The sequence below is a fragment of the Streptomyces sp. NPDC048001 genome, assembly GCF_043203115.1.
Classification (GTDB): domain Bacteria; phylum Actinomycetota; class Actinomycetes; order Streptomycetales; family Streptomycetaceae; genus Streptomyces; species Streptomyces sanyensis.
Genome location: NZ_JBIDBN010000014.1, coordinates 123,165 through 147,810, shown reverse-complemented (window position 1 = coordinate 147,810; position 24,646 = coordinate 123,165). Strand labels below are relative to the sequence as shown.

Below are 24,646 nucleotides of genomic sequence, written 5' to 3'. Positions count from 1 at the left end.
CCGGGACCGGCGCCCCGCGCGCCGGGGCGGCCGCGGCCCCGCACCCGCCCCGGGCAGGCCCGGGGGCCTGCCCGGGGCGGCGCCGGGTCAGGCCGCCGGAAGCCCGGCCGCCGCGGCCAGGTCGCGCTTGACCGCCGCGAGCACCGAGGCCGCGCGCTCCCGGGCGGCACCCAGGGCCCCGCGGTCCGCCACCGGGACGACGACCTCCAGGTAGCACTTCAGCTTGGGCTCCGTGCCGCTCGGCCGGACGATCACCCGGGCGGAGAACTCGCCCGTGAGGCGGTAGCGCAGACCGTCGGTGGGCGGCAGCCCGCCCGAGCCCTCCGCCAGGTCCTCCGCCGAGGACACCCGCAGACCGGCGAGCGAGGCGGGCGGCGCGGTGCGCAGGGTGTCCATCGCCCGGGCGATGACCCCCAGGTCCTCCACCCGTACCGACAGCTGGTCCGTGGCGTGCAGCCCGTGCTCGACGGCCAGGTCGTCCAGCAGGTCGTCCAGGGTGCGGCCCTGCTCCTTGAGCTCGGAGACCAGCTCGGCCACGAGCAGCGCCGCCGTGATGCCGTCCTTGTCCCGGACGCCCTCGGGGTCGACGCAGTAGCCCAGCGCCTCCTCGTAGCCGTAGCGCAGGCCCTCCACCCGGGCGATCCACTTGAAGCCGGTCAGGGTCTCCTCGTACGGGAGCCCCGCCGCCCCGGCGATGCGGCCCAGCAGCGAGGAGGACACGATGGACTCCGCGAACACCCCGGTCGCGCCCTTGCGCACCAGGTGCGCGGCGAGCAGGGCACCGACCTCGTCGCCGCGCAGCATCCGCCAGCCGCCCTCGGCCGAGGCGTCGGGCACGGCCACCGCGCAGCGGTCCGCGTCCGGGTCGTTGGCGATCACCACGTCGGGCGCCACCGCGCGGGCCGCCTCGAAGGCCAGGTCCATGGCGCCCGGCTCCTCCGGGTTGGGGAACGCCACGGTCGGGAACTCCGGGTCCGGGTCGGCCTGCTCGGCCACCAGGGCCGGGGCGGGGAAGCCCGCGCGCGCGAAGGCGGCCGTGAGCACCCCCCGGCCGACGCCGTGCATCGCCGTGTAGACGACGCGCGCGGTGCGCGGCGAGCCGGGGCTCAGCACCGCGTCGGTGCGCTCCAGGTACGCCTGGACGACCTCCTCGCCGAGCACGGTCCAGCCCGACTCGGCGCGCGGCACGGCGTCGAGACCGGTGATCGCGGCGATCTCGGCGGCGATGCCGGTGTCCGCGGGCGGGACGATCTGGGAGCCGTCGCCGAGGTAGACCTTGTAGCCGTTGTCCCGCGGCGGGTTGTGGCTGGCGGTGACCTCCACACCGGCGACCGCGCCCAGCCGCCTTATGGCGAAGGCCAGCACGGGCGTGGGCAGCGGGCGGGGCAGCACGGCGGCCCGCAGGCCGGCGGCCGTCATCACGGCGGCGGTGTCCCGGGCGAAGTCCTCGGAACGGTGGCGGGCGTCGTAGCCGACGACCACCAGCCCGCCGTCCTCCCCGCGGGCCCTGAGATAGGCGGCCAGTCCCGCGGCGGCGCGGATGACCACGGCGCGGTTCATCCGCATGGGCCCCGCACCCAGCTCGCCGCGCAGGCCCGCGGTGCCGAACTGGAGCGTGCCGGAGAACCGGTCGCCCAGCGCGTCGAGGTCGCGCGCCTCGATCAGCGCGGCCAGCTCCGCCCTCGTGACGGGGTCCGGGTCCTCCGCGAGCCATGCCTCGGCCCGTGCGATGAGGTCGTCCTGCACGGTTGCTCCGCCTCTCCTGTGTGCGTCCGTACGTCGTCGTCCCGGCCGGGGTGGGGTGGGGATGCGTACGGGCGCGGCGGGGCCGGGCCCGCCGCGCCCGTCTGCGGGGTCCCTCAGATGCGTGCGAGCACCCGGGTGAGCAGCTCGCCCATCCGCGCCGCGGAGTCGCGGCCAGCCTGGAGGACCTCCTCGTGGTTCAGCGGTTCGCCCGACAGGCCGGCCGCCAGGTTGGTGACCAGGGAGATGCCGAGCACCTCGGCGCCGGCCTCGCGGGCCGCGATCGCCTCCAGCACGGTGGACATGCCGACGAGGTCGCCGCCCATGGCCCGGACCATGCCGATCTCGGCCGGGGTCTCGTAGTGCGGGCCGGGGAACTGGACGTAGACACCCTCCTCCAGGCTCTCGTCCACCTCCTTGCACAGCGCCCGCAGCCGCCGCGAGTAGAGGTCGGTCAGGTCGACGAAGTTGGCGCCGACGATGGGGGAGGCGGCCGTCAGGTTGATGTGGTCGCTGATCAGGACCGGCTGGCCGGGGCGCATGCCCTCGCGCAGGCCGCCGCAGCCGTTGGTCAGCACGACCGTCTTGCAGCCGGCGGCGACCGCGGTGCGCACCCCGTGGGCGACCGGGGCCACGCCGCGGCCCTCGTAGAAGTGGGTGCGGCCGAGGAAGACGAGTGCGCGCTTGTCGCCGATCCGGTAGGAGCGGACCTTGCCGCCGTGGCCCTCGACCGCGGGCGGCGGGAAGCCGGGCAGCTCGGTGACGGGGAACTCGGCCTCGGGGGCGCCGAGCGCGTCCACCGCGGGGGCCCAGCCGGAACCCATCACCAGCGCCACGTCGTGGGTTTCGGTGCCGGTCAGCTCGCGCAGGCGCCCGGCGGCGGCGTCGGCAGCGGCAAGGGGGTCGGCGAGGGCGCCGAGGGAGTCCGGATTCACAGATGCGTTCACGCCGACGAGGGTAACCCGTCGAGCCCTACGCGCGTAGATGACGCAGCCCACGGAGCCCGGATCGTTGCCTTGTCGTTTCCGACGAACCCGTCGCGCGGGCCGCCTCCGGATGGCACCGGAGGCTCCCGGGGGTGCTCCCCGGCCGCCTCAGCAGGGGCGCTTGCGCAGCTCCATCACGTAGTCGTGAGGGGCGCCCGCGGACTCCGCCGCGTCCGCGATCTCGCCCAGGTAGCGGGCGGACGGCAGGCCGCCCTCGTAGGCGTTGAGCACGTACACCCAGGCGGGCTCCTCGCCGTCCAGGGTGTGCACCCGCACCCGCATCCGCCGGTAGATGTCGAGCCCGACGCCCTCCCAGCGGTCCATCGAGTCCTCGTCCATCGGCGCGATGTCGTAGAGCGCGACGAAGACCTGGGAGCGGGGCGCCTCGACGATGGTGGCCAGTGCCCCCTCCCATCCCATCTGCTCCCCGCCGAAGGTCAGCCTCCAGCCGTTCAGCCAGCCGGTGCTGCGCAGCGGTGAGTGCGGTGCGCGGCGGGACATCAGCCGCGCGTCGAGGTTGCCGGCGTACGCGGCGTAGAGCGACATGGGATCGAGGGTACGGGAGCGCGGCGCGGGCCGGTCGGCGCTCCGGGGCGGGACGGTGCCCCGGGCGGGGGCGCCGCGCCCCCGTGCGCAGGCCGGGGCGCGGTTGCCGCCCCCGGGGCGAGAAGCCGCACGGGGTGCGGGACAATGAGGTACGTACTGCATTCCCCCGGGGGCCCTCCCCGGACCCCCGGCAGAAGCGGGCAGGCGGGCCGGGAACGACAATGCGAGGCGGACTTTTTCGTGACCCGGATCGTGATCATCGGCGGCGGACCCGGCGGATACGAGGCGGCCCTGGTGGCCGCCCAGCTCGGTGCGGAGGTGACCGTCGTCGACTGCGACGGTCTGGGCGGGGCCTCGGTGCTCACCGACTGCGTGCCCTCGAAGACCCTCATCGCCACCGCAGAGGTGATGACGACCTTCGACTCCTCCTACGAGGAGCTCGGCATCATCGTGGCGGACGACACCCCGCCACTGGAGCAGGCCGCCCGGGTCGTCGGCGTGGACCTCGGCAAGGTGAACCGCCGTGTGAAGCGGCTGGCCCTCGCCCAGTCGCACGACATCACGGCCTCGGTCACCCGCGCCGGGGTGCGCGTGATGCGGGGCCGCGGGCGCCTGGAGGGACTGCAGGCCTCGGACGGCTCCCGCACCGTGGCCGTCCGGGCCGCCGACGGCAGTGAGGAGCGGCTGACGGCCGACGCCGTCCTGGTCGCCACCGGCGGCCACCCGCGGGAGATCCCCGACGCGCAGCCCGACGGCGAGCGCATCCTCAACTGGACCCAGGTGTACGACCTGACCGAGCTTCCCGAGGAGCTCATCGTGGTCGGCTCGGGCGTCACCGGCGCCGAGTTCGCCGGCGCCTACCAGGCGCTCGGCTCGCGGGTCACCCTGGTCTCCTCGCGCGACCGCGTGCTGCCCGGCGAGGACCCGGACGCGGCGGCGGTGCTGGAGGACGTCTTCCGGCGCCGCGGCATGAACGTGATGGCCCGCTCGCGCGCCCAGTCCGCCAAGCGGGCCGGCGACCGGGTCGAGGTCACCCTCGCCGACGGCCGGGTCATCTCCGGCACCCACTGCCTGATGGCCGTCGGCGCGGTGCCCAACACCGAGGGCATGGGCCTGGAGGAGGCGGGCGTCCGGCTGAAGGACTCCGGCCACATCCGCACCGACCGCGTCTCGCGGACCTCGGCGCCCGGCGTCTACGCGGCCGGCGACGTGACCGGCGTGTTCGCCCTCGCCTCGGTCGCGGCGATGCAGGGGCGCATCGCGATGTACCACTTCCTCGGCGACGCGGTGGCCCCGCTGGACCTGAAGACCGTCTCGTCCAACGTCTTCACCGACCCGGAGATCGCGACCGTCGGCTACACCCAGGCGGACGTGGACGCCGGGAAGATCGACGCCCGCGTCGTCAAGCTGCCGCTGCTGCGCAACCCCCGCGCCAAGATGCAGGGCATCCGGGACGGCTTCGTGAAGATCTTCTGCCGTCCGGGCACGGGCATCGTGGTCGGCGGTGTCGTCGTCGCGCCGCGCGCCTCGGAGCTGATCCACCCCATCTCGATCGCGGTCGACAACAACCTGACGGTGGAACAGATCGCAAACGCTTTCACCGTGTACCCGTCCCTGTCGGGCTCGATCGCCGAAGTGGCACGGCAGCTGCACACCCGCAAGGCGTCCGGCGAGGGCTGAGCGGCCCGCCCGGCAGGGAGAAACCCGGCGAACTCCGGGCACTTGTCGCGGGAACCGGTCAACAGAGGGGTCGCCTATATCACTTGGCGACCCCTCAAGTGCACAGTTTCCGTTATCCGGTGCATGGAGCTGAAAACACACGTGCCGTGGGGTTACTGTCGGTTTCGTGTTCGCTGCAGAACGTCGTCAACTGATCCTCGAAATGGTGCGCGCCAACGGAGCCGTGTCGCTCCGTGAGCTCGCCCGCGTCGTCCAGACCTCCGAAGTGACCGTCCGGCGTGACGTGCGGGCACTGGAGGCAGAAGGACTCCTCGACCGCCGCCACGGCGGTGCGGTGCTGCCGGGCGGTTTCACCCGCGAATCCGGCTTCCCGCAGAAATCCCTCTCCGCGACCGCGGAGAAGACCGCCATCGCCGACCTCGCCGCGGGGCTCGTCGAAGAGGGCGAGGCCGTCGTGGTCGGCGCCGGGACCACCACGCAGGAGCTGGCCCGCCGGCTCGCCCGCGTCCCCGGCCTGACGGTGGTGACCAACTCCCTGCTGGTCGCCCAGGCCCTCGCCCACGCCAACCGCGTGGAGGTCGTGATGACCGGCGGGACCCTGCGGGGTTCCAACTACGCGCTGGTCGGCAGCGGCGCGGAGCAGTCCCTCCAGGGCCTGAGGGTCTCGCGGGCCTTCCTGTCCGGGAGCGGGCTGACCGCCGAGCGGGGGCTGTCCACGTCCAACATGCTCTCCGCGAGCGTGGACCGGGCCCTGGTGCAGGCGGCCGCGGAGGTGGTGGTCCTCGCCGACCACACCAAGCTGGGCACCGACACCATGTTCCAGACCGTGCCCACCGACGTCATCACCCGGCTGGTCACCGACGAACCCCCCGCCCACGACGACCGGGCCGCGACGGAGCTCCAGGCCCTGGCCGACCAGGGCGTGCAGATCGCGGTGGCCGGAGCGGAGGCCCCCGCGGGGGGCGGGGCCCGCCACGAGGTGCCGCTGCCGGGGCAGCGCCGTACCCGCGGCGGGCTGCGGAGCGCGCCGGGTGCGCTCGCTCCCGAGGTGCTGCCGGAGCGCGGTGCCGCCCGCGTGGCGGACCTGCGCCGCCGCTGAGCGGGGCGGGTACGGGCGCCCCTGGGGAGGCGCCGCGCCCGGCGGGTCAGGGGCGCAGGCCGCGCAGGGTGAGGTGCAGCAGGCGGTCCGCCAGACCGGCATCGTGCGGGTCCTGCTCCGCGGCGAGTGCGATCGCGTTGGTCAGCTGCATCAGATCACCGATCGAGACGTCGGCCCTGACCGCGCCGTCCTCCTGGGCCCGCCGCAGCAGCACCGCGCCCGCCTCCCGCAGGGGCACACTGCACGAGGCCAGCGCGGAGCCCGAGTCCGCCGCGCAGGACATCAGCGCGCGGGCCAGGCCCCGGTACTCACCCGTGTGGGCGATCAGCGTGCGCAGCCACTCCACCAGCGCCGCGCACGGGTCCTCGGCGTCCGCCAGTTCGCCGGACCGCTCCAGGAGCGCGGCCAGCGCGTCCTGGAAGACGGCGCTGAGCATCGCCTGCCGGGTCGGGAAGTGCCGGTAGAGCGTGCCGATGCCGACCCCCGAGCGGCGTGCGATCTCCTCCAGCGAGGCGTCCGTGCCGTGCGCGGCGAAGACGGCACGCGCCTCGGTGAGCAGACGCTCGTAGTTGCGGCGCGCGTCGGCGCGCTTGGGCCTGGTGTCGGTCACGCCGTCCAGGATGCCGGACGGCGGCGCCCGGTGGTGCCGCCCGGGCGGACCGGGTGCGGACGCGCGCGGGCCCCCGGCACGCTGCCGGGGGCCCGCACGGACGTGGTGCCTCGGACGTCAGTCCTTGATCTCGCAGATCGTGGCGCCGGAGGTGAGCGAGGCGCCGACCTCGGCGGCCAGGCCCTTGACGGTGCCGGAGCGGTGGGCGTTCAGCGGCTGCTCCATCTTCATGGCCTCCAGGACGACGATCAGATCGCCCTCCTTGACCTCCTGGCCCTCCTCGACCGCCACCTTGACGATGGTGCCCTGCATGGGCGAGGCGAGGGTGTCGCCCGAAGCGGCCGAGCCGGACTTCTTGGCCGCCCGGCGCTTGGGCTTGGCGCCCGCGGCGAGGCCGGTGCGGGCCAGGCTCATGCCGAGCGAGGAGGGCAGCGACACCTCCAGGCGCTTGCCGCCGACCTCGACCACGATGGTCTCGCGGCCCGGCTCGTCCTCCTCGGCGTCCCCGCCGCCAGGAGTGAAGGGCGGGATCTCGTTGACGAACTCGGTCTCGATCCAGCGGGTGTGGACGCGGAAGGGGTCGGCCGTGAACGCCGGGTCGGCGACGACGGCGCGGTGGAAGGGGATGGCCGTGGCCATGCCCTCGACCTCGAACTCCGCCAGCGCCCGGGCCGCCCGCTGCAGCGCCTGCTCCCGGGTCGCCCCGGTGACGACCAGCTTCGCCAGCAGCGAGTCCCACGCCGGGCCGATGACCGAACCGGACTCCACCCCCGCGTCCAGCCGCACACCCGGACCGGTCGGCGGGGAGAAACGGGTGACCGTGCCCGGAGCGGGCAGGAACCCCCGGCCCGGGTCCTCACCGTTGATACGGAACTCGAAAGAGTGACCCCGCACCGCCGGGTCCCCGTACCCCAGCTCCTCACCGTCCGCGATCCGGAACATCTCCCGCACCAGGTCGATCCCCGTGACCTCCTCGGTCACCGGGTGCTCCACCTGCAGACGCGTGTTCACCTCCAGGAACGAGATCGTGCCGTCGAGCCCCACCAGGAACTCCACCGTCCCCGCACCCACATACCCGGCCTCCTTCAGGATGGCCTTCGACGCCGCGTACAGCTCCGCGTTCTGCTCCGGCGTCAGGAACGGCGCCGGCGCCTCCTCCACCAGCTTCTGATGGCGGCGCTGCAACGAGCAGTCACGGGTGGAGACCACGACCACGTTGCCGTGCCGGTCGGCCAGGCACTGCGTCTCGACATGGCGCGGCTTGTCCAGGTAGCGCTCGACGAAGCACTCGCCGCGACCGAAGGCGGCGACCGCCTCGCGGACCGCGGAGTCGTACAGCTCCGGCACCTCCTCCAGGGTCCGGGCGACCTTCAGACCCCGGCCACCGCCACCGAAGGCGGCCTTGATCGCGATGGGCAGCCCGTGCTCCCGCGCGAAGGCCACCACCTCCTCCGCACCGGCCACCGGGTCCGGGGTGCCCGCCACCAGCGGGGCACCCGCACGCTGGGCGATATGACGCGCGGCCACCTTGTCACCCAGATCCCGGATCGCCTGCGGCGGCGGACCGATCCACGTCAGCCCCGCATCCAGGACCGCCTGCGCGAACTCCGCGTTCTCGGACAGGAACCCGTACCCCGGGTGCACCGCGTCCGCACCCGAGTCCGCCGCGGCCTGCAGCACCTTGCCGATGTCCAGATAACTGGCCGCCGGAGTGTCACCGCCCAGAGCGAACGCCTCGTCCGCCGCACGGACGTGCAGAGCATCCCGGTCCGGATCCGCGTAGACCGCCACGCTCACGATCCCCGCATCCCGGCACGCCCGGGCCACGCGGACAGCGATTTCGCCACGGTTGGCGATGAGCACCTTGCGCACGATGGCTCCCTCCTTGAAACAAGCTGAGTTTAGGGACTGCCGACACGGCCTTTCGACCCGTCCCCAATGGTGAGCTTGCCCACACGGAGCGTGATTCGAGGCTCGATCGAGCGCGAAATCCCTTGTCGCATCACGGTACGACGGGTTCTCTCCCAGCACAGTAGCCCTCCGGTGTGGTCAAGGTCTCTGTTCACCGGCCCACCGGCCTGGGGTGATTCTTTGTGGAGTCCCTACGAATGGACCAATCAAACTTTGCCGGGCGCCCGGGAGTGCCGCACCCCTTGTCCCCGCGTTTACCGGTCAGTAGCGTGCCGGTCGTCGTACGTACGTCCGGCAACGAGGGTTGGGGGCGCCGTGGTGCGCAGAACGGTGGCCGTGGCGGCCGCGCTGGTCCTGCTGGCGGAGGCCGTCGGCGTGGTCGTGCTCAACGGCATCATGGCCCGCTTCGTGTCGGGCCAGAACATGTCCCTGGACGGAATGGACCCGCAGGTGATGGCCGGAGGCACCTGGGCCCTCGGCATAGCCTCGGGCCTGTTCCTCGCGGCCTGCTCCGCGCTGCTGGCGCTGACCGGGGTCCGCGACCGGGCCCCCGGGAGAGCGGCGCGCATCCTGCTCGTCGTCTGCGCCGTCGCGCACGGCGTGCTCGGCGCCCTGGCGGTGGGACTGGTCGGCTGGGGCGCCTTCGCCTTCCTGATGGCCGTGCTCGGCCTGGTGGTCCTGCCGCTGGTCGCCTACGAACGCGACCCGGCCGCGCCCGCGGATCCCGGCGGCGGCCCCGAGGCCGCTGCGTCCGGAGCCGGACCGGGCGCCGCCCCGGCCTGAGCCGGTGCCGCGGGCGGCCCCGCCCTCAGGTCCACAGGTCGGTGACGGAGTGCCCCACCTCGGCGAGCAGTTGGCGCAGCAGGGGCAGCGACAGCCCGATGACGTTGCCGTGGTCCCCCTCGATCGCGTCCACGAAGGGCGCGGACCGGCCGTCCAGCGTGAACGCCCCCGCCACGTGCAGCGGTTCGCCGCTCGCCACGTAGGCCGCGATCTCCGCGTCCGAGGGCTCGCCGAAGCGGACCGTGGTCGACGCGGTCGCCGAGGCGCGGCGGCCGGTCACGGTGTCGATCACGCAGTGCCCGGTCCTGAGCACCCCGGCCCTGCCGCGCATCGCCTTCCAGCGGGCGGTCGCCTCCTCGGCGTCGGCGGGCTTGCCGTGCGCCACGCCGTCGAGGTCGAGCACGGAGTCGCAGGCCACCAGCAGCGAGCCGGCCGCCTCGGGGCGGGCCGCGACGGCCTCCGCCTTGGCCTCGGCCAGCAGCAGCGCCAGCTCCCCGGGGGTGGGCGCGCTCAGGGCGTCCTCGTCCACGCCGCTGACCAGGACGTGCGGGTCGAAACCGGCCTGGCGGAGGAGTCCGAGGCGGGCGGGGGAGGCGGAGGCGAGGACGAGGCGCATGGCGCCATGCTACGGGCGCCGCCACCCGGCACCGGACCCGGGCAGGGGCGCCCGCGGCCCCGTGCGGACGCGGTCAGCGCAGACCGGTCGCGACCATGGCGACCAGCATCGCGAGGGCCAGCAGCAGGCCCGCGCGGCGCAGCATCGCCTGCATGTCGCGCATCTCCTTCGGCGGCTCGTTCTCGGGATCGGACCAGAGCATGCCCCGATCCTGCCGCCCCGGCCGCGCCGCGGCCTGAGTACGCGTACTCAGGCCCGCCGGACGCACCCCGGCCCCGCGCCCCGGCCGGACCGGGCGGGCCCGCGCTCCGTCCCGGACGGCGCCCCGCCCGGGACGTCCCTCAGACCGGCCAGTAGGTGCGCCCCCAGGACCGCGGCCCCGGCTGGGGCCTGCGGGTGCGGGCGATGCGCGCGGGGTCCGACCACCCCTCCGGCACCGCCTCCGTCGCGCCCGCCGCCGCCTCGGCGGCCGCCGCGGCCCGCGCCCGGACGACGGCCAGGGCGGCCGCCAGCTCCTCGGGCGTCGGGTTTCCTCGTACGACCCTGATCATCGCTCAGCCTCCTACAGCGGGATGTTGCCGTGCTTCTTGGGAGGCAGGCTCTCCCGCTTGGTCCGCAGCTGCCGCAGCCCCTTGACGATGTGCGCGCGCGTCTCGGAGGGCATGACCACCGCGTCGATGTAGCCGCGCTCGGCGGCCGTGTACGGGTTCAGCAGCGCGTCCTCGTACTCCTGGATCAGCCGCGCCCGGGTCGCCTCCTGCTCCTCGGGGTCCTCCACGGCGGCGATGGTGCGGCGGTGCAGGATGTTGACCGCGCCCTGGGCGCCCATCACGGCGATCTGCGCCGTCGGCCACGCCAGGTTGAGGTCCGCGCCCAGGTGCTTGGAGCCCATCACGTCGTACGCCCCGCCGAACGCCTTGCGGGTGATGACGGTGATCAGCGGGACCGTCGCCTCCGCGTAGGCGTAGATCAGCTTGGCGCCGCGCCGGATGATGCCGCCGTACTCCTGGTCCACGCCCGGCAGGAAGCCGGGCACGTCCACGAAGGTCAGCACGGGGACGTTGAAGGCGTCGCAGGTGCGCACGAAGCGCGCGGCCTTCTCGGAGGCGTCGATGTCCAGGCAGCCGGCGAACTGCATGGGCTGGTTGGCGACGATGCCCACCGGGTGGCCCTCCACCCGTCCGAAACCGGTCACGATGTTCGGCGCGAACAGCGCCTGCGTCTCCAGGAACTCCGCGTCGTCGAGGACGTGCTCCACGACCGTGCGGATGTCGTAGGGCTGGTTCGCCGAGTCCGGGATCAGCGTGTCCAGCTCGAGGTCCTCCTCGCCGACGGCCGTGTCCGCGGCCTCGGGGAACGACGGCGGCTCCGAGAGGTTGTTCGACGGAAGGTAGGACAGCAGCGACTTGACGTACTCGATCGCGTCCTTCTCGTCGCCGGACATGTGGTGCGCCACGCCCGAGGTGCTGTTGTGGGTGCGCGCGCCGCCCAGCTCCTCGAAGCCCACGTCCTCGCCGGTCACCGTCTTGATGACGTCCGGGCCGGTGATGAACATGTGCGAGGTCTGGTCCACCATCACCGTGAAGTCCGTGATGGCCGGGGAGTACACCGCACCGCCCGCGCAGGGCCCCACCACCAGCGAGATCTGCGGGATGACGCCCGAGGCGTGGGTGTTGCGGCGGAAGATCTCGCCGTACATCCCGAGCGCGCTGACACCCTCCTGGATGCGGGCGCCGCCGGAGTCGTTGATGCCGACGACCGGGCAGCCGGTCTTCAGCGCGAAGTCCATCACCTTGATGATCTTCTGTCCGAACACCTCGCCGAGGGCGCCGCCGAAGACGGTGAAGTCCTGCGAGAACACCGCCACCGGGCGGCCGTCGACCGTGCCGTAGCCGGTGACCACGCCGTCGCCGTAGGGCCGGGTCCTCTCCAGCCCGAAGTTGGTCGAGCGGTGGCGGGCGAACTCGTCCAGCTCCACGAACGAGTCCTCGTCGAGCAGCAGCCCGATCCGCTCCCGGGCCGTCAGCTTGCCCTTGGCGTGCTGCTTCTCCACCGCACGAGCGGAGCCGGCGTGCGTCGCCTCGTGGATCCGGCGCTGGAGATCCGCGATCTTGCCCGCGGTGGTGTGGATGTCGATGGCTTCCGGCTCGGACATCGGGGTGCGGCTCCCTGACTGGTCGCGGGGACGGTGACGGAGGGGTCGGTGACGGAGTCGACGGAACGGGTTCCGTTGCTACCGGCTCGTAGCGTATCGGCGCCGATTGCGTTCGGCAGTGCGGCGTTTGCCACACCTAACCTGGGTTGCATGACGCCAGACAATGCGCCCGAGGGCGCGCACGCAAGCCGCTGGTCCGACCTCGACCGCCCGCCGCTGAACACCGCCTCGCTGCGCCGCGGCATCCTCGTCCCGGGCGGGCTGTGGACCTCCCTGGAGGTCGTCGCCTCGACCGGCTCCACCAACGCGGACCTGGTGGAACGTGCCGCCTCGCTGGAGGAGGGCGCCGTGCTGGTGGCCGAGGAGCAGACCGCCGGGCGCGGCCGCCTCGACCGCAGCTGGACCGCCCCGGCCCGCTCCGGCCTGTTCGTCTCCGTGCTGCTGCGGCCCGGTGCGGGCGTCCCCGTCGAGCGCTGGGGCTGGCTCCCGCTGCTCGCCGGAGTCGCCGCCGCGACCGGCCTGGCCCGGTCGGCGGGGACGGACATGTCCCTCAAATGGCCCAACGACCTGCTGGTGACCGTGGACGGCGAGGAGCGCAAGACCGGCGGGATCCTCGCCGAGCGGGCGGGCGGGGACGCGGTGGTGCTCGGCATCGGCGTCAACGTCACGCTGCGCGCCGACGAGCTGCCCGTCCCGGGGGCGGGCTCGCTGGCCCTGGCGGACGCCGTCTCCACCGACCGGGACCCGCTGCTGCGGTCCGTGCTGCGCGCGCTGGAGGAGTGGTACGCGCGGTGGCGGGCGGCGGGCGGCGACCCGGCCGCCTCGGGGCTCCAGGAGGCCTATGCGGCGGGCTGCGCCACGCTGGGCCGCACGGTCCGCGCCGAGCTGCCCGGAGGCCGGGAGCTGACCGGCGAGGCCGTCGCCCTCGACGCCGACGGCCGCCTGGTCGTCTCGGGCGCGGACGGCGAGCGCACCCCGGTCGGCGCGGGCGACGTCGTCCATCTGCGCACCGCGGGCTGAGGGGCCGGGACGCGCGGGGCCGGTGCGGCCGCGGGGGCGCCCGGGGCGGGGGGGACGCCCCCGGTGACCGGCCGGTATACCCGATCCCGTCCGGATCGAGTCGGCCTTCGGGACGTGAGCTGAGGCACACCTGCCGTATCGTTGAGGCGATCGAGCGACAGATCGGCAGGTACGTGCGCAGGGAACGGGCAGGAGGCGGCTGGTGACCGTCGACGACACCACGTCCGGCGCGGGCGCGCAGCCGCCGCGCGACCCCTCCTCCGGCTCCTCCGGTTCCGGGGCCTCGTCGGGAGCCGGCGCCGTCCACCCGCCGCACCGCGAGGTCGACCACACGGCGGAGCCCTCGGACGACCCGCTGGCCATCCGGCTCGAACAGCTGATCCTGGGCGCCGAGCGCCGCTACACGCCCTTCCAGGCCGCGCGTACGGCCGGGGTCTCCATGGAGCTCGCCTCCCGCTTCTGGCGCGCCATGGGCTTCGCCGACATCGGCCAGGCCAAGGCGCTGACCGAGGCCGACGTACTGGCCCTGCGGCGCCTCGCCGGCCTCGTCGAGGCGGGCCTGCTCAGCGAGCCGATGGCCATCCAGGTCGCCCGGTCCACCGGGCAGACCACCGCCCGCCTGGCCGAGTGGCAGATCGACTCCTTCCTGGAGGGCCTGACCGAGCCGCCGGAACCCGGGATGACCCGCACCGAGGTCACCTACCCCCTGGTCGAACTGCTCCTGCCCGAGCTGGAGGAGTTCCTCGTCTACGTGTGGCGGCGCCAGCTCGCGGCGGCCACCGGCCGCGTGGTGCAGGCCGCGGACGACGAGGAGATGGTCGACCGGCGCCTCGCCGTCGGCTTCGCCGACCTCGTCGGCTTCACCCGGCTGACCCGGCGGCTGGAGGAGGAGGAACTCGGCGAGCTGGTCGAGTCCTTCGAGACCACCTGCGCCGATCTGGTGGCCGCCCACGGCGGCCGGCTGATCAAGACCCTGGGCGACGAGGTCCTCTACGCCGCCGACGACGCCCGCACCGCCGCCGAGATCGCGCTGCGCCTGATCGACGCGATGACCGAGGACGAGACCATGCCCGCCCTGCGTGTCGGCATCGCCTTCGGCACGGTGACGACGCGGATGGGCGATGTGTTCGGCACCACGGTCAACCTGGCCAGCCGGCTGACGTCGATAGCGCCGAAGGACGCCGTCCTGGTGGACGGGGCGTTCGCCGAGGAGCTGATCAGGACCGGGGACGCGCCCGCGTCGGAGGCCGAGGCGGCTGCCGCGGAGAAGGAGGGGGAGGAGCCCTCGCCCTACCGCTACGGGCTCCAGCCGATGTGGCAGCGCCCGGTGCGCGGCCTGGGCGTGGTGGAGCCGTGGCTGCTCGGGCGGCGCCCCCGCCCCTGACGCGCCCCGTCCTGCCTCTCCCGTCCCTCCTGCCCCGCCCGCGCCCCCGCCCCGTCGTCCCGGGGTCGGTCCGGCCCGCGTCTCCCGTGCGCGCCCCCGTCCCGCCCCGGGTACGCGCCCCCGGTCCCGCCGTCGGTCGGGCCTGGCCCGCCCGGTGCCCGCCGGGCGCGGATTTCCCGGGCCGCACCCCTGCCGGGGCGCCCGAGGGGACCTATGATCCCGGTGAACCATCGTTAACCGGGAGGGTGGGACGTCATGGCGGAGACCGAGCAGAGGTTCGGCGAGTTCGTCGCGGTGCGCAGGCACGAGCAGGGGTACGTGGCCGAGCTGGTGCTCGACCGTCCGAAGGCGATGAACGCCGTCTCCACCGCGATGGCGGCCTCCGTCGCCGCCGCCTGCGAGGCGCTCGCCGCCGACCGGGACGTCCGCGTCACCGTGGTGACCTCCAGCAGCGACAGGGCCTTCTGCGTCGGCGCCGACCTCAAGGAGCGCAACTCCTTCTCCGACGCCGACCTGGTGCGCCAGCGCCCGACCGCGCGGTCCGCCTACACGGGGGTGCTGGAGCTTCCCATGCCGGCCATCGCGGCCGTGCACGGCTTCGCGCTCGGCGGCGGCTTCGAGCTCGCCCTCTCCTGCGATGTGATCGTCGGCGACGCCACCACCGTGGTCGGGCTGCCCGAGGTCTCCGTGGGCGTCATCCCCGGCGGCGGCGGAACCCAGCTCCTGCCGCGGCGCGTCGGCGCCGCGCGGGCCGCCGAGCTGGTCTTCACGGCGCGGCGCGTCGAGGCCGCGGAGGCCCGGGAGACGGGACTGGTCGACGTGCTCGCCGAGGACGCCCGCGCCGAGGCGCTGGCCCTCGCGGCGCGCATCGCCGCCAACTCGCCGGTCGGTCTGCGCAACGCCAAGAAGGCCATGCGCCTCGGCCAGGGCCTGGATCTGCGGGCGGGCCTGGAGGTCGAGGACGCCGCCTGGCGTGCCACGGCCTTCTCCGGCGACCGCGCCGAGGGGGTCGCCGCGTTCAACGAGAAGCGGAAGCCGGCCTGGCCGGGGGAGTGACCCCGGAGGGCGGCCCGGAAGGGACGGCCCTCCGGGCCGCCCCGGCCGTTCATGCCCGCGTCGACCGGTGAAAACCGGACAAACCTCCCTAAGCTGGAACGATGGCTGAGGATCGGCGGCTGCGGGCCGTGGTGGCGCTGGCACAGGCGATGGCGGCCGCCCATACGCCGCGCGAGACCTGGCGCGCCGCCGCGCTCGGCGCCTGTGTCGCGCTCGACGGCACCTTCGGGGCGCTGTCGACGTGGGAGCGCGAGCGCGGCAGGCTGCGGGTGCTGGTGAACGCCGGTCAGAGAGTGGACGACGAGGAGGAGTTCCCGGAGTCCGAGAGCTATCCGGTGAACCGTTTCCCCGAGATCACCGAGTTCCTCCACGCGCAGTGGGCGGGCGGCGCGGGCGGCCCCGCCACCGGCGAGCACCGCGGCGGCGCCTGGGTGGAGACCGCCGACGGCCCCGCCACACCGGGGCACGGCTACTGCCACCAGCGTGTCGCCGCCCTGCGCCGGCGGCGCCGCGGCTCCTGCGTGGTCGCGCCCATCGTGCTCCACGGCCGCGCCTGGGGCGAGCTCTATGTGGCCCGCCCCCTCGGCGCGCCCCTCTTCACCGGCGAGGACGCCGGCTTCGCCACGGTGCTCGCCTCGGTGGTCGCCGCCGGGATCGTGCAGACCGAGCGGCTGGAGGAGGTGCGCCGACTGGCCTTCACCGACCCGCTGACCGGCCTGGCCAACCGCAGGGCCGTCGACAGCCGCCTCGACGAGGCCCTGGAGCGGCATGTGGCGGACGGCACGGTGGTGAGCCTGGTGGTCTGCGACCTCAACGGCCTCAAGCAGGTCAACGACACCCTCGGGCACGCCGTCGGCGACCGGCTGCTGGAACGGTTCGGCTCGGTGCTCTCCCGGTGCGGCGCGATGCTGGCGGGCGCGCTCGCGGCCCGCCTCGGCGGCGACGAGTTCTGCCTCCTCGCCGAGGGCCCCGCCGCGGACGAGGTGGTCGCGGTCGCCGAGGAGCTGTGCGTGCGGGCCGGGGAACTCGAACTGGGTGCCGGGGTCGCCTGCGGCGTCGCCTCGACCGGCGACCCGATCGGCCGGGTGCACGACGGGCGCCGGCTGTTCCGGCTGGCCGACGCCGCCCAGTACCGGGCCAAGGCCGCCCGCTCGCCCGGGCCGGTGGTCGCGGGGCGGGACGGGACCGTGATGCGCCTGGCCGACTCCCCTCCGCCCTCGCCGCAGGACCGCAGGCGCTTCCGCGACGCCCGCCCGGAGGAGGACCCGGCGGCAGCGGCCGAGGAGCCGTGGAGCGAGCCGTGACGGGCCGGGGCCGCCCTTCGCCGGCCGTCCTCGCGGTCGGGGGACGTCCTTCGCCGGCCTCCCTCGTGGCCCGGAGCCGCCGCCCGCCCGACTGGTGACAGGTTGCGATTCAGTCCGTACGCTGCTGAATATGGATATGCACACTGTCGTGGTGGGGACGTCCGGCACCACCGTCGAAGACGTCGTCGCCGTGGCCCGCGACGGGGCCCGTGTCGAACTCTCCCCCGAAGCCCGCGCGGCCCTCGCCGAGGCCCGGGCCGTCGTGGACGCCCTGGCCGCCAGGCCCGAGCCCGTCTACGGGGTCTCCACCGGTTTCGGCGCCCTCGCCACCCGCCACATCAGCCCGGAGCTGCGCGTCCAGCTCCAGCGCAACATCGTGCGCTCGCACGCCGCCGGGATGGGCCCGCGCGTCGAACGCGAGGTGGTGCGCGCCCTGATGTTCCTGCGCCTGAAGACCCTGTGCTCCGGCCGCACCGGCGTACGCCCCGAGGTCGCGCAGACCATGGCGGACCTGCTCAACGCCGGCATCACCCCCGTCGTCCACGAGTACGGGTCCCTCGGCTGCTCCGGCGACCTCGCACCGCTGTCCCACTGCGCCCTCGCCCTCATGGGCGAAGGCGACGCGGAGGGCCCCGACGGCACCCTGCGGCCGGTCGCCGAGCTCTTCGCCGAGCACGGCGTCAAGCCGGTGGAGCTCCACGAGAAGGAGGGGCTGGCGCTCCTCAACGGCACCGACGGCATGCTCGGCATGCTGATCATGGCCCTCGCCGACCTCTCCCGGCTCTACACCTCGGCCGACATCACCGCCGCGCTGACCCTGGAGGCGCTGCTCGGCACCGAGAAGGTCCTCGCCCCCGAGCTGCACGCCATCCGCCCGCACCCGGGCCAGGCGGCCTCCGCCGCCAACATGCTCTCCGTCCTGAAGGGCTCCGGCCTCACCGGGCACTTCCAGGAGGAGGAGGCCCCCCGCGTCCAGGACGCCTACTCGGTGCGCTGCGCCCCCCAGGTCGCGGGCGCGGGCCGCGACACCCTGGCGCACGCCACCCTGGTCGCCGAGCGCGAGCTGGCCGCCGCGGTGGACAACCCCGTCGTCCTCCTCGGTGACACCGCCGGTGCCGAGGGCCGGGTGGAGTCCAACGGCAACTTCCACGGCGCCCCGGTCGCCTATGTGCTCGACTTCCTCGCCATCGCCGCCGCCGATCTCGCCTCGATCGCCGAGCGCCGCACCGACCGGCTCCTGGACAAGAACCGCTCGCACGGCCTGCCGCCCTTCCTGGCCGACGACGCGGGAGTGGACTCCGGTCTGATGATCGCCCAGTACACCCAGGCCGCCCTGGTCAGCGAGATGAAGCGGCTCGCCGTCCCGGCCTCCGCCGACTCCATCCCCTCCTCGGCGATGCAGGAGGACCACGTCTCCATGGGCTGGTCGGCCGCGCGCAAGCTGCGCACCGCCGTCGACAACCTCACCCGGGTGCTCGCCGTCGAGCTGTACGCGGCCAGCCGCGCGCTGGAGCTCCGGCGCCACCTGACCCCGGCCCCGGCCTCCCGCGCCGCCGTGGAGGCGCTGCGCGCCGCGGGCGTCCAGGGCCCCGGCCCCGACCGCTTCCTCGCGCCCGATCTGGCCGCCGCGGACGCCTTCGTGCGCAACGGCCGGCTGGTCGCGGCCGTGGAGCCGGTCACCGGCCCGCTGGCCTGAGGCCCGCGCCCCGGGGCGGACCGTCCGGTCCGCCCCGGGGCGACCGGTCAGGCGGGCCGGGCGGCCCCGCGACGTACCGAGAAGGCGACGAAGCCCGCACCGATCGCCAGGCACGCCGCGCCCCCGGCCAGATAGGGGGTGGTGTCCACGCTGCCCGTCTCCGCCAGCCGGAGGCCCTGCCCGCCGTCCTCGGGGGCGGGTGCGGGAGCGCTGGAGGGAGCCGCGGAGGACCGCGCCGGTCTGTCCGCGGTCGCGTTCGCCGAGGGGACGAACCACAGCGCGCACAGCAGCGTTCCTGCGGTGGCTGCGGTCAGCAGCGGGCGACGTGCGACGGACACGGAGCGGTCCCCCTCGAAGCGGTGGTGATCTGCGGTGCGCCGATGCTAGTGAACGCAGCGGGTCGCGGGAAACCCGAGGGCACCGCCGCCTACGCTCCCGTTCCATGACGACGGATGAGACCGGGCGCTTCGTGCGCCTCCGGGTGGATCTGGTCCTGGAGATCGAGGACCTTCGGGCGCTCACGGGCGCGGCGCTGGAGCGGATCGCCGCCGACCCGCTGCTGCACGACGACGAGCGCGCCCACGCCGAGTCGGCGGTGCGCGAGGACGGAGCGGAGGCTCTGGCCTCCCTCGTCGACCCCTTCGACCTGCTCTCGGAGGTGCCGGGCGTCGAGCTGACCCAGGCGTCCTGGAGCAGCGAGGCGGTCGCCTACGACCCGGACGCCCTGGAGTGGGACCTCGACGACGAGGACGACGACACCGCCGACGACGAGGAGGACGAGGACGACGAGGAGGACGACCGGGCCGGAGAGGGCGCACGGTAGGGCGGCGAGGCGCACGGCAGGGCGCGGGAGCGGGCGCGGCGGCCCCGCCCGGGGCGGCCGGGGCGCCCGGGACACAGGGGCACGCCCGCACACCCGGGACCGCCCGCACGCGCCGGACGGCTCCGGCCGCACCGGGGCAGCCGTGGCCGAAGGGGGGCGGTACCGGGACGGCCCCGCCGAGGAGCATGATGGGGACGGAGCGGTCCCGCCACGGCCCCCGGTGGGTCCTTCCGCGGTCCGGCGCGGGAAGCGGGCATCGGAGCCCGGACACCGGGCAGGAGCAACGAACCGGCCCGCGGGCGCAACCGGCGGGCTTCCCGGCGCGTCGAAACGAACGGCGGGGCAGGCGCCCGGGGGAGCGCCCGGCAGTGGTGTTCCCCACATCCCTTGCGGGGAGGGAACCGGATACCCCGATATGGGGATTGTCCCTAGTGACGGTCAGGCGGAATCGGCGACGATGGAGAAGCGTGTGATGACGGACAGCAAGCGGCGCAGGGGCCTGGTGGCCGTGTCCGCGATGCTCGGGGGCGTGCTGGTGCTTTCCGCGTGCAGCGACGGCGACAAGGAAGCGTCCACCAAGAGTTCCGCGGCGTCACAGGCGGAGGTCGACGCGGCGGCGGCCAAGGAGGTCTCCAAGGCCCGAATAGCGATCACGCCCGAGAACGGCACCGACAACGCCAGCATCAACAACGCCGCCAAGGTCACCGTCACCGACGGCACCCTGACCAAGGTGGACCTGACCGCCGCGGACGGTACCCCGGTCGCGGGCACCCTGGCCGCGGACGGCAAGAGCTGGCAGCCGGACGCCCCGCTGGAGCGGTCCACCTCCTACAAGCTCGCCGCCACGGCGAAGGACGAGGCCGGGATGGAGGCCCACGAGAACTCCTCCTTCACCACCGTGTCCCCGGACGACAGCTTCATCGGCTACTTCACACCCGAGGACGGCTCCACCGTCGGCGTCGGCATGCCGGTCTCGATCAACTTCAACAAGGCGATCACCGACCGCAAGGCCGTCCAGTCCGGCATCACCGTCAGCTCCAGCTCCGGCCAGGAGGTCGTCGGCCACTGGTTCAACGACCAGCGCCTGGACTTCCGCCCGGACCAGTACTGGACCGAGGGCTCCACGGTGACCCTCAAGCTGGCCCTCGACGGCGTCGAGGGCGCGGACGGCATGTACGGAGTCCAGCAGAAGACCGTCACCTTCAAGATCGGCCGCAACCAGGTCTCCACCGTCGACGTCGCCGCCAAGACCATGACGGTCACCCAGGACGGCAAGACGGTCAAGACCATCCCGATCTCCGCCGGTTCGCCCGAGAACCCGACCTACAACGGCCAGATGGTGATCTCCGAGAAGTTCAAGGAGACCCGGATGAACGGCGCCACCGTCGGCTTCACCGACGACGACGGCGAGGGCGAGTACGACATCAAGGACGTGCCGCACGCCATGCGCCTGTCCACCTCCGGCACCTTCATCCACGGCAACTACTGGGGCGCGGACTCCGTCTTCGGCAGCGCCAACACCAGCCACGGCTGCGTCGGCCTGAACGACGTCAAGGGCGCGGGCGACCCGAACCAGCCCGGCGCCTGGTTCTACGACAACTCCCTCATCGGGGACGTGGTCGTCGTCAAGAACTCCAAGGACAAGGTCATCCAGCCCGACAACGGCCTCAACGGCTGGAACATGCCCTGGTCGCAGTGGAAGGCCGGCTCCGCCGTCTGACCCACCACCGCACGACGCCACCCACGCGGCGGCCCCCGACGGAGGGGGCCGCCGCTTCCGTTTCCGCCGGGGCCGCCGGGCCCCTGCACCGCGGGGAAAACCACCTGCGCCCCGTCGGGCATGCTCGTAGCGTGCACCCATGAGCACCTCCGCCCCGCCCGTCACCCCCCTGGCCACGCCCCCCACCGACACCGCCGTCGACGCCTGGCACGCCACCGTGCGCGAGGCGCACCTCCACGACCTCCCCGGAGTACCCCCGCCCGGCCGGGCCGACAGCGCCGGCAGGCTCGGCGTCCCGGCCGCCCGCACCCGCACCCTGCACCTGACCGCCCCCGGTGCCGACGGCGGCTTCGACGGCGTCGCCTCCCTGGTGCTCCCCACCGACGACGCCGACCGGCACACGGCCCACCTCGACACCCTCGCCGTCCGCCCCGCCGCCCGCGGACACGGCACGGGGCACCGGCTCTGGGAGGCCCTGCGCGCCGCCCTCCTCGCCGACGGCCGCACCTCGCTGTCCGCCCTGCTGGAGAGCGGCGGCGCCGGAGAGCGCTTCGCCCGCGCCCGCGGATTCGACAACGCCCTGCCGCTCGCCTGGTACGTGCAGGACCTCCGGGGCGCCCTCGCCGCACAACCGCAGGCCCCCGCCCTCCCGCCCGGCTACACCCACGCCCACTGGACGGGCACGGTCCCCGACGCCCACGCCGAGCCCTTCGCCGAGGCCCACCGCGCCATGGCCGACGCCCCCTCGGGCGACCCCGGCACACCCGCCCCCGCCTGGGACGCCGACCGCGTGAGGGCGGCCGCCCGCCTGGTCGAGGAGCGCGGTGGCCGTCTCCTCACCGCCGCCGTCCTGCACACCGACACAGGGGAGGTCGCGGCCTACACCGAACTCGTCCTGCGCGACCCCGCCGACACCCGGGCCCTCCAGTACGACACCGTGGTCACCCCCCGCCACCGCGGCCGGGGCCTCGGCCGGGCGGTCAAACGCCACCTGATGGGCCTCCTGCCCGAGGCCCTGCCCTCCCTGCGCGAGATCGCCACGACCGTCGCCGACGACAACGCGCCCATGCGCGCCGTCAACGCGGCCCTCGGCTACCGGCCCGAACGGCCTGCCGGGTACTTCCGGACGACCCTGTGAGCCTCCCGCCCCGCCGGACCTCCCTCCCGCACCCGGTCTCTCACGCACCCGCTGTCCGCACTCACCTGGTGCCCGCGTCCGCCGCCTCTGAAGGGTCTCGTGCGCCAGATCCAGGTCGCCCACCAGCGGATGGTTCAGCCGCTTGACGCCGTGGCCCTTGTCCGCCACCGTGTGCGCCGCCCACAGCGACCGGAACTCCTCGCTCTTCACGGACAGTTACCCCGGCGCCCGGGGCGGCCGGGCCCACCCCCGCGAGGCGGCGTCCGCGACCGCGGCGCCGTCGCCGGGCCAGGTGAAGCGGTAGCGGTACGCGGCCCGGTCGAACACCGCGCCGACGGGAAAGGGCGGCAGGCCGAACTCCCGCTCCACCCACAGCAGCAGGGCCGCCGCCAGCCCTTCGGGCTGGAAGTCGGTCTCGGGGAACAGCACCCGGTGGACGGTGACCAGGGCGTGCGCGCCGGGGCCGAGCCCGGCCGGAAGACGACGAAGTGCCGCACGCCGTGAGCGTGCGGCACTTCCTCGTATCGGTCCTGAAGCCGGTCAGGACAGGTGGCGCCGCCGGTACCGGCGGGCGGCCCACAGGCCCACGACGAGGCCCGGAACCATGAACCCCCAGCCGTTGGCGGTCACCTCACGCCCCTCCTGCGAAGCCATCCAGAGCCATGCGGGGACGATGGTGCACACCGCACTGACACATACGAACAGGAGGAACTCGGTCCACCAATGCCGGGAGCTGTAGGCCATGTCTGCCATGATGCATCACTTCGTTATGTAGTGGCACTGCACGGCCTTGCGGGAGCCGTTCACGAAGAGCTGTGCGCATGCCTTGCCGTACTTGGGCAGGGTGTGGGCCTTGGAGAAGGTGTACACGGGCACGGTGCCCGTGTGGCACTTCGTCAGGAGGGGCCCGCGCTGGATCTTGTAGGTCTTCCCTCGTGTGTCGGCGTAGTGGAACTCGAACCGCGTGTTGCAGAAGCGCGAGGCGAACACCGAAGGCCCCACGCAGTCGACACCGGCGATCTGCCGGTTGATCCTCTTGCCCGAGCCCTTGATGCTGTGGGTCATGAAGCAGCCGGTCGGAATGCTGATCGTCGTTCCCCCGACGGAGTAGCTGAACGAGCCGATGGCCGTGGATCCGGCTGCGGACCTGGCCACACGCCTCGGCTTGTCCTCCGGGGCCAGGAGTTCGCCCTCGATGTCCTCGATGACGACGTCCTCGGCCAAGTCCTCGCCGGTGTAGTCGGACGGGACGTCACCCACTGTCGAGGCGGCCGCGAATCCCGCCGGGTCCTGACCGTCCGCGTAGGCGGTCGTCGCTCCGGTCACGACAAGGGCGGCCGTCGACAGCCCGGCCAGGACGGCAGCGGTGGTCTTCCGCATGGTTTCCCCCATTTGGTACTGCAATTGGTCAGGAAAAACGGTATGCACCGGCCCAAGTAAGATCAAATGAGTTGAGCGGAATCTGAGCTTGCACGGCATACCGGGTATTCGGGCCCACGACGGAACCTGATGCCGGGTCACCGACGTTCCCTGCGGCGGTCCGAACCGTCGCGGTAGGAGGACCGGGTCGCCGAGGTCGGACCGCGCAGCCGGTCGGCCTCGCAGGGAGGCCGACGCCGTGCGCTCTGGTCGCACGGGGGAAGGCTCCCGGTCTCCTCGGCAGCAGGGACCACCTGAGGACTGCCGGAACCCGGCATCGATACCGGCAGGCAGGTCGCCGTACGGTGGCAGCGGTTCGCACAGATGACGGCGGAAGGATCGGGATGCAGGGAAGCAGTGAGGGCGGTGCGCTGTTCTCTGTGGTGTGGGGCGTGCTGGCGACGGGATTCGGTGTGATCGTGGCGGCGGACATACGGGGTGCCGCAGGCCGGTTGCTGACGTTCTCGCAGCGGTCCGTGCTCTTCGGCGCCACCAGGAGGACGCCCGTGCGGCCCGGCTTCGTCCGGGCCGTAGCAGCCGTCTTCGCCCTGCTCGGACCCGTGATGCTCGTCACCGGGGTGCGGGAGCTGGCCCAGGGCGACGGCGCCGTCACCGCTGGGTTCCCCCCGATTCCCCTGCCCATCGCGGGGGGCATGGCCCTGTTCACCGCCGTCGCCTTCTGGCAACTGTGGCGCCGTGACGGCATGCTGCGGCAGGAATGGGCCCGGGGCGCGGTCGTCGAGCGCAGCGCTGCCGGGGTGCTCACGGCCTCGCTCGCGGGCTTCGTCGCCGCGCTCGCCCTCGGGGGACCGGTGTTCGCGATGGGCGCGTGGCTGGTGGGAGGCCTGGCCGGTCTGGTGCTCCTGCTCGGCGGAAGCCGCACCGCCCCGCCGGGGCGGTCCGGGGGCGATGGTCGCTGACGTGGCAGGCCGGGAAAGAACAGTGCCGGATGCTGCG

At 73.9% G+C, this 24,646-nt stretch carries 25 protein-coding genes and 1 pseudogene; 12 read left to right on the top strand and 14 right to left on the bottom strand.

Translation table 11 applies throughout. The features are described from left to right. Window positions 1–87: 87 nt before the first annotated feature. The 3 genes from ACGF15_RS25160 to ACGF15_RS25150 all read right to left on the bottom strand — a co-directional run bounded on the left by ACGF15_RS25160 (window position 88) and on the right by ACGF15_RS25150 (window position 3,275). The gene (locus tag ACGF15_RS25160) at window positions 88–1,746 is read right to left on the bottom strand and encodes a phospho-sugar mutase (RefSeq protein ID WP_392802123.1); all 1,659 of its coding nucleotides are present in this window, start codon (window positions 1,744–1,746) and stop codon (window positions 88–90) included. Between the two features lie 113 nt (window positions 1,747–1,859). Then, window positions 1,860–2,690, bottom strand: a complete 831-nt coding sequence (locus ACGF15_RS25155; RefSeq protein ID WP_345616398.1) for a purine-nucleoside phosphorylase — start codon at window positions 2,688–2,690, stop codon at window positions 1,860–1,862. 147 nt (window positions 2,691–2,837) lie between these two features. After that, window positions 2,838–3,275 (bottom strand): gamma-glutamylcyclotransferase, encoded by a 438-nt coding sequence (locus ACGF15_RS25150; RefSeq protein ID WP_256527205.1) that lies wholly within the window; start codon window positions 3,273–3,275, stop codon window positions 2,838–2,840. Between the two features lie 240 nt (window positions 3,276–3,515). Here ACGF15_RS25150 and ACGF15_RS25145 point away from each other — a divergent pair, with 240 nt between their 5' ends. Both ACGF15_RS25145 and ACGF15_RS25140 read left to right on the top strand, forming a co-directional pair. After that, window positions 3,516–4,955, top strand: coding sequence for an NAD(P)H-quinone dehydrogenase (locus ACGF15_RS25145; RefSeq protein ID WP_392802119.1), 1,440 nt, complete (start codon window positions 3,516–3,518; stop codon window positions 4,953–4,955). A gap of 202 nt (window positions 4,956–5,157) precedes the next feature. Next, entirely contained in the window at window positions 5,158–6,054 is an 897-nt protein-coding gene (locus ACGF15_RS25140) for a DeoR/GlpR family DNA-binding transcription regulator (RefSeq protein WP_376427469.1), read from the top strand. A gap of 46 nt (window positions 6,055–6,100) precedes the next feature. On the opposite strand, the gene ACGF15_RS25135 is transcribed toward ACGF15_RS25140, so the two are convergent. Beyond that, on the bottom strand, window positions 6,101–6,664 hold the full coding sequence (locus ACGF15_RS25135) for a TetR/AcrR family transcriptional regulator (protein ID WP_392802116.1): 564 nt from the start codon (window positions 6,662–6,664) through the stop codon (window positions 6,101–6,103). A 117-nt stretch (window positions 6,665–6,781) separates the two neighbouring features. Continuing rightward, window positions 6,782–8,536 carry an acetyl/propionyl/methylcrotonyl-CoA carboxylase subunit alpha gene (locus ACGF15_RS25130; RefSeq protein WP_392802113.1) on the bottom strand — a complete coding sequence of 585 codons (1,755 nt, stop codon included), beginning with the start codon at window positions 8,534–8,536 and terminating at the stop codon, window positions 6,782–6,784. A 354-nt stretch (window positions 8,537–8,890) separates the two neighbouring features. On the opposite strand from ACGF15_RS25130, the gene ACGF15_RS25125 reads away from it, so the two are divergent. Further along, window positions 8,891–9,358 (top strand): hypothetical protein, encoded by a 468-nt coding sequence (locus ACGF15_RS25125; RefSeq protein WP_362614956.1) that lies wholly within the window; start codon window positions 8,891–8,893, stop codon window positions 9,356–9,358. A gap of 25 nt (window positions 9,359–9,383) precedes the next feature. Here ACGF15_RS25125 and ACGF15_RS25120 read toward each other — a convergent pair whose 3' ends face one another. The 4 genes from ACGF15_RS25120 to ACGF15_RS25105 form a co-directional block, all read right to left on the bottom strand. Then, the gene (locus ACGF15_RS25120) at window positions 9,384–9,974 is read right to left on the bottom strand and encodes a nucleoside triphosphate pyrophosphatase (protein ID WP_345616215.1); all 591 of its coding nucleotides are present in this window, start codon (window positions 9,972–9,974) and stop codon (window positions 9,384–9,386) included. Between the two features lie 73 nt (window positions 9,975–10,047). Further along, a complete protein-coding gene (gene mmpB, locus ACGF15_RS25115) occupies window positions 10,048–10,176 on the bottom strand; it encodes a morphogenic membrane protein MmpB (protein WP_256527060.1) in 129 nt (42 codons plus the stop codon). Between the two features lie 139 nt (window positions 10,177–10,315). Then, a complete protein-coding gene (locus ACGF15_RS25110; RefSeq protein WP_256527059.1) occupies window positions 10,316–10,525 on the bottom strand; it encodes an acyl-CoA carboxylase epsilon subunit in 210 nt (69 codons plus the stop codon). An 11-nt stretch (window positions 10,526–10,536) separates the two neighbouring features. Continuing rightward, a complete protein-coding gene (locus ACGF15_RS25105; protein ID WP_392802108.1) occupies window positions 10,537–12,129 on the bottom strand; it encodes an acyl-CoA carboxylase subunit beta in 1,593 nt (530 codons plus the stop codon). 150 nt (window positions 12,130–12,279) lie between these two features. On the opposite strand from ACGF15_RS25105, the gene ACGF15_RS25100 reads away from it, so the two are divergent. The 5 genes from ACGF15_RS25100 to hutH all read left to right on the top strand — a co-directional run bounded on the left by ACGF15_RS25100 (window position 12,280) and on the right by hutH (window position 18,589). Beyond that, window positions 12,280–13,149: a biotin--[acetyl-CoA-carboxylase] ligase gene (locus ACGF15_RS25100; RefSeq protein ID WP_345616217.1), complete on the top strand. Its 870-nt coding sequence runs from the start codon at window positions 12,280–12,282 to the stop codon at window positions 13,147–13,149. A 202-nt stretch (window positions 13,150–13,351) separates the two neighbouring features. Next, window positions 13,352–14,533, top strand: a complete 1,182-nt coding sequence (locus ACGF15_RS25095) for an adenylate/guanylate cyclase domain-containing protein (RefSeq protein WP_345616218.1) — start codon at window positions 13,352–13,354, stop codon at window positions 14,531–14,533. Between the two features lie 255 nt (window positions 14,534–14,788). Continuing rightward, a complete protein-coding gene (locus ACGF15_RS25090) occupies window positions 14,789–15,589 on the top strand; it encodes an enoyl-CoA hydratase-related protein (RefSeq protein WP_345616219.1) in 801 nt (266 codons plus the stop codon). Window positions 15,590–15,690: 101 nt separating this feature from the next. After that, entirely contained in the window at window positions 15,691–16,893 is a 1,203-nt protein-coding gene (locus ACGF15_RS25085; RefSeq protein ID WP_345616220.1) for a sensor domain-containing diguanylate cyclase, read from the top strand. A 136-nt stretch (window positions 16,894–17,029) separates the two neighbouring features. Next, complete coding sequence (gene hutH, locus ACGF15_RS25080) at window positions 17,030–18,589, top strand: histidine ammonia-lyase (RefSeq protein WP_345616272.1); 1,560 nt, start codon at window positions 17,030–17,032, stop codon at window positions 18,587–18,589. A 47-nt stretch (window positions 18,590–18,636) separates the two neighbouring features. On the opposite strand, the gene ACGF15_RS25075 is transcribed toward hutH, so the two are convergent. Further along, window positions 18,637–18,927 (bottom strand): LAETG motif-containing sortase-dependent surface protein, encoded by a 291-nt coding sequence (locus tag ACGF15_RS25075; protein WP_345616221.1) that lies wholly within the window; start codon window positions 18,925–18,927, stop codon window positions 18,637–18,639. Between the two features lie 104 nt (window positions 18,928–19,031). On the opposite strand from ACGF15_RS25075, the gene ACGF15_RS25070 reads away from it, so the two are divergent. The 3 genes from ACGF15_RS25070 (at window position 19,032) to ACGF15_RS25060 (ending at window position 22,270) form a co-directional block, all read left to right on the top strand. Continuing rightward, window positions 19,032–19,412, top strand: coding sequence for a hypothetical protein (locus ACGF15_RS25070; protein WP_362611693.1), 381 nt, complete (start codon window positions 19,032–19,034; stop codon window positions 19,410–19,412). A gap of 457 nt (window positions 19,413–19,869) precedes the next feature. Then, window positions 19,870–21,132, top strand: a complete 1,263-nt coding sequence (locus ACGF15_RS25065; protein WP_345616223.1) for an Ig-like domain-containing protein — start codon at window positions 19,870–19,872, stop codon at window positions 21,130–21,132. A 139-nt stretch (window positions 21,133–21,271) separates the two neighbouring features. Continuing rightward, window positions 21,272–22,270, top strand: coding sequence for a GNAT family N-acetyltransferase (locus ACGF15_RS25060; protein WP_392802101.1), 999 nt, complete (start codon window positions 21,272–21,274; stop codon window positions 22,268–22,270). 87 nt (window positions 22,271–22,357) lie between these two features. Here the strand turns inward: ACGF15_RS25060 and ACGF15_RS25055 are convergent. The 4 genes and pseudogenes from ACGF15_RS25055 to ACGF15_RS25040 form a co-directional block, all read right to left on the bottom strand. Then, window positions 22,358–22,486 (bottom strand): annotated as a pseudogene (locus ACGF15_RS25055) (transcriptional regulator); the annotation flags it as partial. Then, on the bottom strand, window positions 22,487–22,699 hold the full coding sequence (locus ACGF15_RS25050; RefSeq protein WP_392802098.1) for a hypothetical protein: 213 nt from the start codon (window positions 22,697–22,699) through the stop codon (window positions 22,487–22,489). It lies immediately after the preceding pseudogene. Window positions 22,700–22,810: 111 nt separating this feature from the next. Next, complete coding sequence (locus ACGF15_RS25045) at window positions 22,811–23,014, bottom strand: hypothetical protein (RefSeq protein ID WP_345616225.1); 204 nt, start codon at window positions 23,012–23,014, stop codon at window positions 22,811–22,813. Between the two features lie 15 nt (window positions 23,015–23,029). Next, window positions 23,030–23,650 carry a hypothetical protein gene (locus ACGF15_RS25040; protein ID WP_360654428.1) on the bottom strand — a complete coding sequence of 207 codons (621 nt, stop codon included), beginning with the start codon at window positions 23,648–23,650 and terminating at the stop codon, window positions 23,030–23,032. 383 nt (window positions 23,651–24,033) lie between these two features. On the opposite strand from ACGF15_RS25040, the gene ACGF15_RS25035 reads away from it, so the two are divergent. Continuing rightward, window positions 24,034–24,609: a hypothetical protein gene (locus tag ACGF15_RS25035; RefSeq protein WP_392802094.1), complete on the top strand. Its 576-nt coding sequence runs from the start codon at window positions 24,034–24,036 to the stop codon at window positions 24,607–24,609. Window positions 24,610–24,646 lie beyond the last annotated feature (37 nt).